We start from the raw sequence: 12,162 nt of genomic DNA, 5'->3' as shown, positions 1-12,162 counted from the left end.
TCGAGCATCACGCGGTAGGCGGTCGGCGCGGTGAACAGCACCGAGACACGGTGGGCGGCGAGCGCGGGCAGCAGCTGCGCCGCACCAGGCCGAGCACCAGGCTCGCGACCAGGATGATCACGCCGAGCCAGATGAGGAACTGGCCGATGTTCGTCGCGATCCCGAGGATCACGAGGACGACGCCGACCAGGACCAGGATGAGCCATGCGGGCATGGTGACCTCCTGTCTCTCCGCGCCGCCCCGGTGGCGACGCGTCGGCCCGAACGTGCCACGAAGGTCCGATGCACGCACGTTGTCGGCTACGTCCGCGATGCGTCACATGCCGGTCGAGAACGGCCGCCCCGTGCCATGCACCACCGCCTCGATGGTGCGCGACACCGCCTCGACGGCCGGGCGCCGCGGCGCCGTCGACGGCTCGAGCAGCACGATCTCGCGCTCCACGAGGTCGAACAGCGTGGTCGTGCGCAGGTCGCCGGCAGGTCGCAGGGTGAGCATGATCGGCGTGGCCAGCGTCACGCCGAGACCCTGCGCCACCAGGGCGAGCGTCGTGGACGTGTCGTTGACCTCGTGCGCGGCGCGGGGCTCGAAGCCCGCGGCCCGGCAGGCGCCCCGCACCGCCGCGCCGTAGTGCGTCGGCAACGGGGGCAGGATCCAGGGCAGGTCCGCGAGGTCGGCGAGGTGGAGGCGGGCCGGCAAGTCCGAGGTGGGGGTGGAGACAAGCTCGAACCGCTCCGTCCGCAGGGGCCGCAGCGCCGTGCCGGGCAGCCGCGGGATGGGCGCCCCGGGGTAGTCGAGGCCGAGCCCGAGGTCGACGTCGCCGCGACGGACGGCGCCCGCCACGTCGTCGACCGTGAGCTCGATCCCGACCAGGGTGATCCGCGGGTGCGACCCCGCCAGGCGGGCGACGAGCTGGGGCAGCAAGCTGGCCGCCACCGTCGCGAAGGCGCCGACGCGCACGGTGCCCGACGCGTCGCCGCTCGCCGCGCGGGCGGAGTCGACGGCGTCGCGCTGGGCGGCGAGCAGGGGCTCGGCGCGCTCCGCGAGCGCGAGCCCCGCCTCGGTGAGCGCGACCCCCCGCCCGTGCGGCCGGACCACCTCCGTGCCGACCGCCCGGGCGAGCGCGGCGAGCTGGTGCGAGACCGCGCCGGTCGTGTAGCCCAGCGCCTGCGCGGCGGCGGTCATCGTGCGGTGGTCGGCCAGGGCGCGCAGGGCGCGCAGGCCGGACCAGGGAAGGTCGCGTCCCGGCGGCTCCGCCGCACCGGTGTCCATCCGGCCAGGCTACAACCGTGCAGAGTTCCTGCACGGATATGACGACGAACCTTCGATGGTGCTGGACGCTCCGCGCGGTCCACGATGGGCGCAGGCCTGCACCGCATCGTGCGCGGGCCGGCGACGTCGACGAGGAGGTCGGGTGGAGCGGTCCCAGGCGGTCCCGCCGCGAGCGGACGTGGTCGTCGTCGGCGGCGGCGTGATGGGCACGTCCGTGGCGTTCCACCTGGCGGAGGCGGGCGTCGACGTCGCGCTCCTCGAGTCCGGCGAGCTGGGCGGCGGGAGCTCGGGGAAGCCCATGGGCGGCGTGCGCGCGCAGTTCTCCGACCCGGCGAACGTGGCGCTCGGCCACCGCAGCCTCGAGCTGTTCGAGGACTTCCGCCGCCGGCCGGGCGGCGACATCGGGCTCCGCCAGACGGGCTACCTCTTCGCGCTGCCCACCGACGACGACGTCGCCCTGTTCGGGCGGTCCGTCGCGATGCAGCGCGACCTCGGCGTCGACAGCAGGATGCTCACCATGGCCGAGGCGCGCCGCCTCAACCCGTACCTGTCCGCGACGGCGTACGCGGGCGCGGCCTACGCGCCCCGGGACGGCTGGGCGCACCCGGCGTCGGTGGTGGCCGGGTACGCGGACGGCGCGCGGCGCCGCGGGGCGAGCATCGTCACCGGAGCACCGGTGACCGCCGTCGAGCCCGCGCCCGGGGGCCGGCTGACGGTCGTCACCCCGCGCGGCGCCGTCACCGCGCCCGTCGTCGTGGTGTGCGCCGGCGCCTGGTCCCGCGCGGTGGGCGCGCTCGTGGACGTCGACCTGCCGGTGGACCCCGTGCGCCGCCAGATCGCGTTCACCGCGCCGCTCGAGCCCGCCCCGCCGACGCTCCCGTTCACCATCGACTTCGGCACCACCTACTACCTGCACAACGCGGACGCCCGCGGCACCCTGCTGCTCGGCGCCTCCGAGCCGGACACCCCGGTCGGCTTCGACACCGCCTACGACCCGGCGTGGGAGCCGTGGTTGCGCGGTCTCGCCGCACGCGCCACCCCGGCGCTCGCCGACGCCCCGCTGACCGGCGGATGGGCCGGGCTGTACGAGCTCACGCCCGACCACGACGCGCTGATCGGGGAGGCGCAGGCCGGACCCGGCGGCGCACGCGTGCTGTACGCCTGCGGGTTCTCCGGGCACGGCTTCCTCCAGGCTCCCGCCGTGGGGGAGGCGGTCGCCGACCTGTACCTCGGGCGGGCGGGGACGCCCGCCGCGCGCGGCGTCGACGTGTCCGCGTTCGACGCCGGGCGGTTCGGTGCGCGACGGTCGCGCACCGAGGCCAACATCATCTGAGAGAGGACCCTCGCACCGTGACGACCGACTTTCGCGAACCGTGGCAGCTCCGGGCCGCGTTCGCGCGCTCGCTGTCCGACATGTACGGGCGGGAGGTGCCCGCCTACACCACGCTGCTCGAGGTGTCCCACGACGTCAACGCCGACGTCGTGCGCGCCCGCGGCGCCGACGCCGAGCGGCTGGGCTCGATCGACCGCGTCACCGCCGAGCGGCATGGCGCGATCCGCGTGGGCACGCCGGCGGAGCTGCAGCAGGTCGCCCGGATCTTCGGCGCGATGGGCATGCACCCCGTGGGCTTCTACGACCTGCGCGACGCGTCGTCGTCCTCCGTGCCCGTCATCTCCACGGCGTTCCGGCCGATCGACCGGGCCGAGCTGGCGCGCAACCCGTTCCGCGTCTTCACGTCGATGCTGGTGCCGTCCGACCGGCGGTTCTTCAGCGCGGACCTGCAGGAACGGCTGGAGACGTTCCTCGACGGACGGACGCTGTTCGGGCCCGAGCTGCTGGCGCTCGCGGACCGGGCCGAGGCCGACGGCGGCCTGGTGGCCGACGACGCCGCGGAGTTCCTGCGCCTGGCCACCGCCGCGTTCGAGCTAGGGCGCGAGCCGGTCGACCAGGCCTGGTACCGGGAGCTGGAGGCCGTCTCCGCCGTGGCCGCGGACATCGGCGGCGTGCCGACCACGCACATCAACCACCTCACGCCGCGCGTGCTCGACATCGACGACCTGTACGCCCGCATGGAGGCGCGCGGCATCACGATGATCGACGCGATCCAGGGCCCGCCGCTGTGGGAGGGGCCGGACGTGCTGCTGCGGCAGACGTCGTTCCGCGCGCTCGCGGAGCCGCGCACGTTCCGCACCCCCGACGGGGACGTCGTGCAGGACTCGCTGCGCGTGCGGTTCGGCGAGGTCGAGGCGCGCGGCATCGCGCTGACCCGCGAGGGCCGGGCGCGGTACGACGCCGCCGTCGTCGAGGGCGCGACGCCCGAGGTGTGGCGGCGCACCTTCCCGGACACCGAGGCGGGGCTCGTCGAACAAGGGCTCGGGTTCTTCACCTACGAGGTGGCCGAGGACGGTGCGGTGACCCGCGAGCCGATCGTCTACGAGGACTTCCTGCCCCGGTCGGCCGCCGGCATCTTCCAGTCGAACCTCACGGAGGAGGGCTCCAAGGACGCCAGCCAGGCGGGCGAGGAGCGCGACGCCGACTGGATGGCCGGCGCCGTCGGGCGCGAGCTGCACGACCCCTTCGACCTGTACGCGGCGCAGGTGGCGGCCTCGCTCACCGCCGCCGCCCACCGCCTCGGCGTCGCGCCGGAGACCCTGGCCGCGACGCCCGCCGTCCCCACCACCGTCCCCACCGGCACGAGCACGGGAGCCGACGCATGACCACCACCGACACGACCACCCCCGCCGCGGGGACCCTGTCCGCCGAGCTGCGGGACGCCGCGCTGGCGGCGCTGTCCCGGATCGGCGCCGAGCTCCCCGCGGCCCCGGCCGACGGCGGGCTGACCGTCGTCTCCCCGCTCTCCGGCGAGCCGCTCCTCACCCTCCCCGAGGCGGGCGCGGGCGAGGTGGACGCCGCCGTCGGCGCCGCCGCGGAGGCCTTCCGCGCCTGGCGCTCGGTGCCCGGTCCGGTGCGCGGCGGCGTCGTGCGCCGGCTCGGCGAGCTGCTCACCGAGCACAAGGCCGACCTGGCCGAGCTCGTGACGATCGAGGCCGGGAAGATCACCTCCGAGGCGCTCGGCGAGGTGCAGGAGATGATCGACGTCTGCGACTACGCCGTGGGCCTGTCGCGGTCCCTCGGCGGCCGCACGATGCCGTCCGAGCGTCCCGGCCACCGGCTCATGGAGCAGTGGCACCCGCTCGGCGTCGTGGGCGTCGTCAGCGCGTTCAACTTCCCGGTCGCGGTGTGGTCGTGGAACACGGCCGTCGCGCTGGTCTGCGGCGACACGGTCGTGTGGAAGCCGAGCGAGAAGACGCCGCTGAGCGCGCTCGCGTCGAACGCGCTGCTGCGGCGGGCGCTCGCGGAGGCGGGCTTCCCCGAGGCGGTGAGCCAGGTGGTGCTCGGCGCCCGCGAGGCGGGGGAGGCGCTGGTCGCCGACCGGCGCGTCGCGCTGCTGTCCGCCACCGGGTCGGAGCGCATGGGTCAGCAGGTGGCGCCCGCCGTCGCCGGACGCGGCGGCCGGTACCTGCTGGAGCTCGGCGGCAACAACGCGGCCGTCGTCGCGCCGTCGGCGGACCTCGACCTCGCCGTGCGCGGCATCGTGTTCGCCGCGGCGGGGACGGCCGGGCAGCGATGCACGTCGCTGCGCCGGCTGATCGTGCACTCCTCCGTCGTCGACGACCTCGTGGGGCGCCTCGAGACGGTCTACGCCGGGCTGCCGGTCGGCGACCCGCGCGCCGACGGCACGCTCGTCGGGCCGCTCACCGACGCCGGCTCCCGCGAGCGGATGCTCGCCGCGCTGGACGAGGCGCGGGCCGACGGCGGCACGGTCGTCGTGGGCGGCGAGGCGGTGGACGTCGACGGCGCGCCCGCGGCGGCGTACGTCTCGCCCGCGCTCGTGCGGATGCCCGCGCAGACCGACGTCGTGCGTCGGGAGACGTTCGCGCCGATCCTCTACGTGCTCACCTACGACACGCTCGAGGAGGCCATCGCGCTGCACAACGACGTCCCGCAGGGGCTCAGCAGCGCGATCTTCACGCTCGACGTGCGCGAGGCCGAGACGTTCCTGTCCGAGGTCGGCTCCGACTGCGGGATCGTCAACGTCAACATCGGCACCTCCGGCGCGGAGATCGGCGGCGCGTTCGGCGGCGAGAAGTCCACGGGCGGCGGCCGCGAGTCCGGCTCCGACTCGTGGAAGCAGTACATGCGCCGCGTCACCAACACCGTGAACTACTCGACCGAGCTGCCGCTGGCCCAGGGCGTGAACTTCGGCTGACCCTCCCCGTTGTGGGTGCGCTCGTGGCCCAGTTTCCGGTTCGGAAGGGGCCACGAGCCCACCCACAGCGCTGGGCATGACAGATGTCATGGCCACGTCGTGACAGGCGACCCTGCAGGTCAGGGCGCCGGACGACGACGATCGAGGCATGACCTCGACAAGCACCAACGCACCGCCGGCGCTGAGCCTGCGCGGGCTGCGCAAGGAGTTCCCGTCGCCGGCCGGCACCGTCCGTGCGGTCGACGGCATCGACCTGGAGATCGCCCCCGGCGAGGTGGTGGCCTTCCTCGGGCCCAACGGCGCCGGCAAGACCAGCACCATCGACCTGGTGCTCGGCCTGAGCGCCCCCACCGCGGGCACGGTGCAGGTCTTCGGCGCCGACCCCGCCGACGCGATCGCCGCCGGCCGCGTCGCCGCCGTCATGCAGACGGGCGGGCTGCTGCGCGACATCACCGTGGGCGAGACCGTCGCCCTCACGGCGGCGCTGTTCGGACGGACCGGTTCCCCGGCGCCGTACCTGGAGCGCGCCGGCATCGCCGACCTCGCGGACCGCATGGTGGGCAAGTGCTCCGGTGGCCAGCAGCAGCGCCTGCGCTTCGCGATGGCGCTGGTCAGCGAGCCCGACCTGCTGCTCCTCGACGAACCCACCACCGGCATGGACGTGGAAGGACGCCGCGAGTTCTGGGCGGCGATCCGCGCCGACGCCGCGGCCGGTCGCACCGTCGTCTTCGCCACGCACTACCTGGAGGAGGCGGACACGTACGCCGACCGTGTCGTGCTGGTCAGCCGGGGCCGGGTGGTGGCCGACGGCTCCACCGCCGAGGTGCGGAGCCTCGCCTCCGGCCGCACCGTGAGCGCCCGCATCGACGACGACAGCGACCGCGACGCCGTCGCCGCACGGCTGCGCGACCTGTCCGTCGTGGACGCCATCGACCACCGCGGCGCGCGGCTCGTCGTGCGCACCCCCGACTCCGACGTCGTCGCCCGCTTCCTGCTCACGCAGACCGCGGCGCGCGACGTCGAGGTCGCCTCCGAGAACCTCGAGGACGCGTTCGTCGCCCTCACCACCACCGCGGCCCCCGTCGCCGCGCCGAGCACGGACGGAGCCACCCGATGAGCGCCACGACCTCGGCACCGGGCACGACCACGGCGCGCCCGGCCTCCCGCCCGGCCGGGGCCGCCGTCCGGCCCCTCGCCGCCGCACACGCCTACCTCGCCGTCGAGCTGCGCCGCTCGCTGCGCAACCGGCGCACCCTGATCTTCTCGATGGTGATGCCGCCCGCCCTCTTCCTGATCTTCGGCCTGCAGGGCGACTACGCGAGCCGGAGCACGGGCCACGGCAACGTCACCGGGTGGATCGCCGTCTCGATGGCGCTGTACGGGGCGATGGTCACCGCCACCGCGGGCGGCGCCGGCGTCTCCGTCGAGCGCTCCCAGGGCTGGACCCGGCAGCTGCGCCTCACCCCGCTGCGTCCCGCGGTCTACGTGGGGGTGAAGCTCGCCGGCGCCATGGCCCTCGGCGCGGGCTCCGTCGTGGTCACCCTGGCGGTGGCGGCGGTCGCCGGGGCCCAGATGCCGCCGGGGGCGTGGGTGCTGTGCGCCCTGCTCGCCTGGGCGGGCTCCCTCGTGTTCGCCGCGTTCGGCCTGTTCATGGGCTACCTGCTCCCGGCGGAGAACGTCATGCAGATCCTCGGGCCCGTGCTGGCGCTGCTGTCCTTCGCCGGTGGGCTGTTCATGCCGCTCGGCGACGGCTGGTGGGCCACGGTGGCGCAGGTCTTCCCGACGTACGGCCTGGCCGTGCTCGTGCACGCCCCGCTCGGCGGCGACCTCGGCGTCACGGCCGTGGTGAACGTGCTGGCCTGGGCCGCCGTCTTCGCGGCGGGTGCCGCCTGGCGGTTCCGCAAGGACACGGCACGGGTGTGAGCCGCGGGGCGGCCCGCGGGGCCCGACGCCCGTGGCACGGTGGGGGCGTGAGCCCGACGCCCCCCACCGACCCTGGCGCGTACGTCGCCACGCCCCGCGGGCCGCTCGTCGTCCCGCCGCGCCGGAGACGGGGCATCAGCGTCCTCATCTCCGTGGTCTGGGTGGTCTTCCTCGCCGAGCCCCTCCTGGCGGCGCTGCGGGCCGACGACGCCGTCGTGCGTGTCCTGGGCGTGATCGGCGTGGCCGGCGTGGCGGCCGTCTTCGCGGGCACGACGGTGACCCTGCAACGCAGCGGCCCGGTCGCCCCCCGCACGGCCGTCGTGCTGGTGGCCGCCCAGACCGTGTGCGTCGCGCTGTCGTGCCTGGCGGCGCAGCAGCACGGGCTCGTCGGGCTCATCTTCGTGTGCGTCACCGCGATCTACTCCCTGCCGGCCCGGGCGTCGCTGGCGCTCGTGGGCGCCAGCCTCGGCGTCATGCTGGCGCTGCCCCGCCTCCTGCCGGGCTGGGCGGAGGAGGACGGCAACGCCCTCGCCCTCGTGCTGGCCTGCGCCGCCGTCTTCGGGTTCACCCAGGTGATCGACCGCAACCGCCGCCTGCTCGCGGCGCAGCAGGAGGTGGCCGACCTCGCCGTCGCGCGCGAGCGCGAGCGCATCGCCCGGGACATGCACGACGTCCTCGGTCACTCGCTCACCGTCATCTCCGTCAAGGCGGAGCTCGCGGCCAAGCTGCTCCGCGCGGCGGACCGGCGCGGCCCCGGTCCGGACGACGCCGGGCCCGGCGACCGCGCCGCCCGCGAGGTGGGCGAGATCCAGGACCTCGCCCGCGCCGCCCTCGCGGACGTGCGCGGCATGGTCGCCGGGGCGCGCCAGGCGTCGCTCACCGGGGAGCTCGCCGCCGCGCGCTCGGCCCTCGACACCGCGGGCATCGACGCCGAGCTTCCCGGCGCCGTCGACGTGGTCCCCGCCGAGCGTCGCGAGCTGTTCGCGTGGGTGCTGCGCGAGGGCACCACGAACGTGCTGCGGCACGCGGGCGCGTCGCGGGTGGTCGTGACGCTCGAGGCCGACCGCCTCGTGATCGACGACGACGGGGCGGGCGTCGACGGCCGAGGCGCGGACGCCGGGCACGGCCGCACCTCCGGGCACGGGTTGGCCGGCCTCGCGGCGCGCGCTCGCTCGGCCGGCGGGGTGCTGGAGACCGGCCCCAGCCCGCTGGGCGGCTTCCGGCTCGCCGTCACGGCACGCGCCGTCGCGGACGGGGCTCGCGCGGGTGCCAGGATCGACCCGTGATCCGACTGCTGCTCGCCGACGACCAGGCGCTCGTGCGCGGCGCCCTCGCCGCCCTCCTCGAGCTGGAGCCCGACCTCGAGGTGGTCGCGCAGGTGGGGCGCGGCGACGAGGTGCTCGACGCCGCCCGGGCGCACGCCGTCGACGTCGCCCTGCTCGACGTCGAGATGCCCGGCCTCGACGGCATCGCCGCCGCGGCCGCCCTGCGCGAGCACCTCCCGTCGTGCCGCTCGCTGGTGGTCACGACGTTCGGCCGGCCCGGCTACCTGCGCCGGGCGCTGGACGCCGGAGCCAGCGGCTTCGTCGTCAAGGACACGCCCGCCGAGCAGCTCGCCGACGCCGTCCGCCGCGTGCACGCCGGGCTGCGCGCCGTCGACCCGGACCTCGCCGTGGCGTCCCTGGCCGTGGGGGCCAGCCCGCTCACCGAGCGGGAGCGGCACGTGCTGGCGCTCGCCGCCGGCGGCGGGACGGTCGCGCAGGTGGCGGCGGAGGCGTACCTCTCCGAGGGGACGGTGCGCAACTACCTGTCGGCGGCCATCGGGAAGACGGGTGCCCGCACGCGCGCCGAGGCGGTGAGGATCGCGCAGGACAACGGCTGGCTCTGAACCCGCCGCCGCCGTCACTCGGTTCGAACTGTCCGCCGCGACCCTGCACACTGTTCCGATGTCCTCGATCAACGACTGGGTCCTGTCCGCCGGCGACACGCTGTGGACGTGGATCGTCCTGCCCGTGGTCGTCCTGCTCGGGCTGTACTTCACGCTGCGCAGCGGCCTCGTGCAGGCGCGCATGCTGCCCGAGATGCTCCGCACGCTCACCGACGCGGCGCCGAAGGACGCGGACGGCCGGCCGCAGTCGGTGTCGGCGTTCGGCGCGTTCACCATCTCGGCCGCCTCGCGCGTCGGCGTGGGGAACATCGCCGGCGTCGGCACGGCGATCGCCGTGGGCGGGCCCGGCGCCGTGTTCTGGATGTGGCTCATGGCGTTCGTGGGCGGCGCGTCGTCGTTCGTCGAGTCCACCCTCGGCCAGCTGTACAAGACCCGCGACCGTGACGGCTTCCGGGGCGGTCCGGCGTACTACATGCAGCGGGGGCTGCGGGCCCGGTGGATGGGCGTGCTGTTCGCGATCATCCTCATCTGCTGCTTCCCCTTCGCGTTCTCGTCCCTGCAGGCCAACACGATCACCGCGACCGTCGCGACGACCGCGGGCGTCGAGGCGGGCGGCGCCCTCGCCTGGGGCGTGGGCATCGTGCTGGCGGTGCTCGCCGGGCTGGTGATCTTCGGCGGCCTGCGCCGCATCGCGCACGTCACCCAGGCGGTGGTGCCGGCGATGGCGGTGCTCTACCTGCTCACCGGCCTCGCGGTCGTCGCGGTGAACGCCGACCGCGTCCCCGAGGTGGTCGGGGCGATCTTCGGGGACGCCTTCGGCGTGAACGAGGTGGTGGGCGCCACGCTGGGCACCGTGATCATGCAGGGCGTCAAGCGCGGCATGTTCTCCAACGAGGCGGGCCTCGGCTCGGCCCCCAACGCCGGCGCGACGGCGGCCGTCACCCACCCGGTCAAGCAGGGCCTCGTGCAGACGCTCGGCGTGTACTTCGACACGTTCGTCGTGTGCTCCGTGACCGCGTTCATCATCCTCGTCGCCGACCCCGACCTCGCGGGCGCGGAGCCCGGGATCGGCCTCACGCAGCAGGGCATGGTCTCGAGCCTCGGCACGTGGTCCAACGGGCTGCTGACGGTGATCATCTTCCTGCTCGCCTTCAGCACCATCCTGGGCAACTACTACTACGGCGAGTCGAACGTGGAGTTCATCACCCGCTCGCGCGGGGTGCTGGCGGGGTACCGGACGCTCGCGGTGCTCGCCGTCCTGGGCGGCTCGGTCGCGTCGTCGGACCTCGTGTGGAACACGGCCGACGGCATCATGGGGCTGATGGCGCTGGTCAACCTCGTGGCGATCGCGCTGCTGTCCGGGATCGTGTGGAAGCTGCTGGCCGACTACCGCGCCCAGCGACGGTCCGGGCTCGACCCGGTGTTCACCCGCGACCGGCTCCCCGGCGTCCGCGGGATCGAGTGCTGGGAGGACGAGGCCAGCGTCACCGGGATGACCCCGGCGGCCCGGGCCTGACGGCGCACGACGTTTGCGACAATGGGGGACGTGACTTCCACCCTCGATCCCGTCAGCACGCCGGCGTCCGGAGACGCCGGCGCGGCTGCCTCCGTCGACGAGCGCGTCCTGCCGCCGCTGCAGATCGGGCCGATCACCGTGGACACCCCGGTGGTGCTGGCCCCGATGGCCGGCGTCACCAACCGGGCCTTCCGCACGCTGTGCCGCGAGGCCGGCGCGTCGCAGGGCTACGACCCCGGGCTGTACGTGGCGGAGATGGTGACGAGCCGCGCCCTGGTGGAGCGCAACGTCGAGTCGCTGCGGATCGTCACGTTCGGCGACGACGAGACGCCCCGCTCTGCCCAGGTGTACGGCGTCGACCCGGCCACGGTCGGCGCCGCGGTCAAGATCATCGCGGGCGAGGACCGCGCCGACCACGTCGACCTCAACTTCGGCTGCCCCGTGCCCAAGGTGACGCGCAAGGGCGGCGGCGCCGCGCTGCCGTGGAAGCGGCAGCTGTTCACCGACATCGTGCGTGCCGCGGTGACGGCGGCCGAGCCGCACGGCGTCCCCGTCACGGTCAAGATGCGGGTGGGGATCGACGACGAGCACCACACGTTCCTCGAGGCGGGGCAGATCGCGGAGTCCCTGGGCGTGGCGGCGGTCGCACTGCACGGGCGCACCGCGGCCCAGCACTACTCCGGCACCGCGGACTGGTCCCAGATCGCTCGCCTCAAGGAGGCCGTGCGCACGGTCCCGGTGCTCGGCAACGGCGACATCTGGTCCGCCGAGGACGCGCTGCGCATGGTCCGCGAGACCGGCGCCGACGGCGTCGTCGTCGGGCGGGGGTGCCAGGGCCGCCCGTGGCTGTTCGCCGACCTCGCGGCCGCGTTCCACGGCACGACGACGCGGGTGCGCCCCGGCCTGCGCGAGGTCGCCGACACGATCTACCGCCACGGCGAGCTGATGATCGAGTACTTCGACGGCGACGAGGGCAAGGGCATGCGCGACCTACGCAAGCACATGGCCTGGTACCTCAAGGGGTACGTCGTCGGGGGAGAGGCGCGGCACGCGCTCGCGATGGTCTCCACGCTGGCCGAGCTGCGCGAGCGGCTCGACGCCCTCGACCTGGAGCAGGGCTACCCGGGCGAGGACGCCGAGGGGCCGCGCGGCCGCGCCGGCTCCCCGAAGCAGCCGCACCTGCCGTACGGCTGGCTCGACTCCCGCGACCTCGACGCGGAGTTCGAGGCGAAGCTGCGCGAGGCCGAGCTGAGCGTCAGCGGCGGCTGAACCCGCGAGATAGAGAACCCGGAAC

The 12,162-nt window shown here is 75.0% G+C and carries 11 protein-coding genes; 9 read left to right on the top strand and 2 right to left on the bottom strand.

Translation table 11 applies throughout. From position 1 onward, the window contains the following. Positions 1–7 precede the first annotated feature (7 nt). Together ACFUVW_RS15075 and ACFUVW_RS15070 are read right to left on the bottom strand one after the other, a co-directional pair. Positions 8–214: a hypothetical protein gene (locus tag ACFUVW_RS15075; protein WP_430572138.1), complete on the bottom strand. Its 207-nt coding sequence runs from the start codon at positions 212–214 to the stop codon at positions 8–10. A gap of 102 nt (positions 215–316) precedes the next feature. Continuing rightward, positions 317–1,270 carry a LysR family transcriptional regulator gene (locus ACFUVW_RS15070; protein WP_430572137.1) on the bottom strand — a complete coding sequence of 318 codons (954 nt, stop codon included), beginning with the start codon at positions 1,268–1,270 and terminating at the stop codon, positions 317–319. 142 nt (positions 1,271–1,412) lie between these two features. Between ACFUVW_RS15070 and ACFUVW_RS15065 the strand changes: the two genes are divergently transcribed. The 9 genes from ACFUVW_RS15065 to dusB all read left to right on the top strand — a co-directional run bounded on the left by ACFUVW_RS15065 (position 1,413) and on the right by dusB (position 12,137). Next, positions 1,413–2,603, top strand: a complete 1,191-nt coding sequence (locus tag ACFUVW_RS15065) for an NAD(P)/FAD-dependent oxidoreductase (RefSeq protein ID WP_430572136.1) — start codon at positions 1,413–1,415, stop codon at positions 2,601–2,603. A gap of 17 nt (positions 2,604–2,620) precedes the next feature. Beyond that, positions 2,621–3,988 (top strand): 2-oxoadipate dioxygenase/decarboxylase family protein, encoded by a 1,368-nt coding sequence (locus ACFUVW_RS15060; protein ID WP_430572135.1) that lies wholly within the window; start codon positions 2,621–2,623, stop codon positions 3,986–3,988. After that, positions 3,985–5,541, top strand: a complete 1,557-nt coding sequence (locus ACFUVW_RS15055; protein ID WP_430572134.1) for an aldehyde dehydrogenase family protein — start codon at positions 3,985–3,987, stop codon at positions 5,539–5,541. The genes ACFUVW_RS15060 and ACFUVW_RS15055 overlap by 4 nt, the downstream gene beginning before the upstream one ends. Before the next feature lie 148 nt (positions 5,542–5,689). Then, complete coding sequence (locus ACFUVW_RS15050; protein ID WP_430572133.1) at positions 5,690–6,658, top strand: ABC transporter ATP-binding protein; 969 nt, start codon at positions 5,690–5,692, stop codon at positions 6,656–6,658. Continuing rightward, a complete protein-coding gene (locus ACFUVW_RS15045) occupies positions 6,655–7,464 on the top strand; it encodes an ABC transporter permease (RefSeq protein WP_430572132.1) in 810 nt (269 codons plus the stop codon). Before ACFUVW_RS15050 ends, ACFUVW_RS15045 begins: the two co-directional genes overlap by 4 nt. Before the next feature lie 47 nt (positions 7,465–7,511). Next, positions 7,512–8,750 carry a sensor histidine kinase gene (locus ACFUVW_RS15040; protein ID WP_430572131.1) on the top strand — a complete coding sequence of 413 codons (1,239 nt, stop codon included), beginning with the start codon at positions 7,512–7,514 and terminating at the stop codon, positions 8,748–8,750. Beyond that, a complete protein-coding gene (locus tag ACFUVW_RS15035; RefSeq protein WP_430572130.1) occupies positions 8,747–9,352 on the top strand; it encodes a response regulator transcription factor in 606 nt (201 codons plus the stop codon). The genes ACFUVW_RS15040 and ACFUVW_RS15035 overlap by 4 nt, the downstream gene beginning before the upstream one ends. Before the next feature lie 58 nt (positions 9,353–9,410). Next, positions 9,411–10,868, top strand: coding sequence for an alanine/glycine:cation symporter family protein (locus ACFUVW_RS15030; protein ID WP_430572129.1), 1,458 nt, complete (start codon positions 9,411–9,413; stop codon positions 10,866–10,868). 21 nt (positions 10,869–10,889) lie between these two features. After that, positions 10,890–12,137, top strand: a complete 1,248-nt coding sequence (dusB, locus tag ACFUVW_RS15025; protein WP_430572128.1) for a tRNA dihydrouridine synthase DusB — start codon at positions 10,890–10,892, stop codon at positions 12,135–12,137. Positions 12,138–12,162: the final 25 nt, after the last annotated feature.

Origin of the sequence: Isoptericola sp. NPDC057391, assembly GCF_042668085.1 — a bacterium.
Classification (GTDB): Bacteria; Actinomycetota; Actinomycetes; order Actinomycetales; family Cellulomonadaceae; genus Isoptericola.
Note: the sequence above shows the minus strand (reverse complement) of the source record. Positions and strands in the feature narration are given on the sequence as shown.

What these genes read in the sequence shown, in the direction of transcription:
- dusB (WP_430572128.1), top strand. Translation starts at nt 10,890, where the DNA reads ATGGGGGACGTGACTTCCACCCTCGATCCCGTCAGCACGCCGGCGTCC.
- ACFUVW_RS15045 (WP_430572132.1), top strand. Translation starts at nt 6,655, where the DNA reads ATGAGCGCCACGACCTCGGCACCGGGCACGACCACGGCGCGCCCGGCC.
- ACFUVW_RS15055 (WP_430572134.1), top strand. Translation starts at nt 3,985, where the DNA reads ATGACCACCACCGACACGACCACCCCCGCCGCGGGGACCCTGTCCGCC.
- ACFUVW_RS15050 (WP_430572133.1), top strand. Translation starts at nt 5,690, where the DNA reads ATGACCTCGACAAGCACCAACGCACCGCCGGCGCTGAGCCTGCGCGGG.
- ACFUVW_RS15070 (WP_430572137.1), bottom strand. Translation starts at nt 1,270, where the DNA reads ATGGACACCGGTGCGGCGGAGCCGCCGGGACGCGACCTTCCCTGGTCC.
- ACFUVW_RS15030 (WP_430572129.1), top strand. Translation starts at nt 9,411, where the DNA reads ATGTCCTCGATCAACGACTGGGTCCTGTCCGCCGGCGACACGCTGTGG.
- ACFUVW_RS15075 (WP_430572138.1), bottom strand. Translation starts at nt 214, where the DNA reads ATGCCCGCATGGCTCATCCTGGTCCTGGTCGGCGTCGTCCTCGTGATC.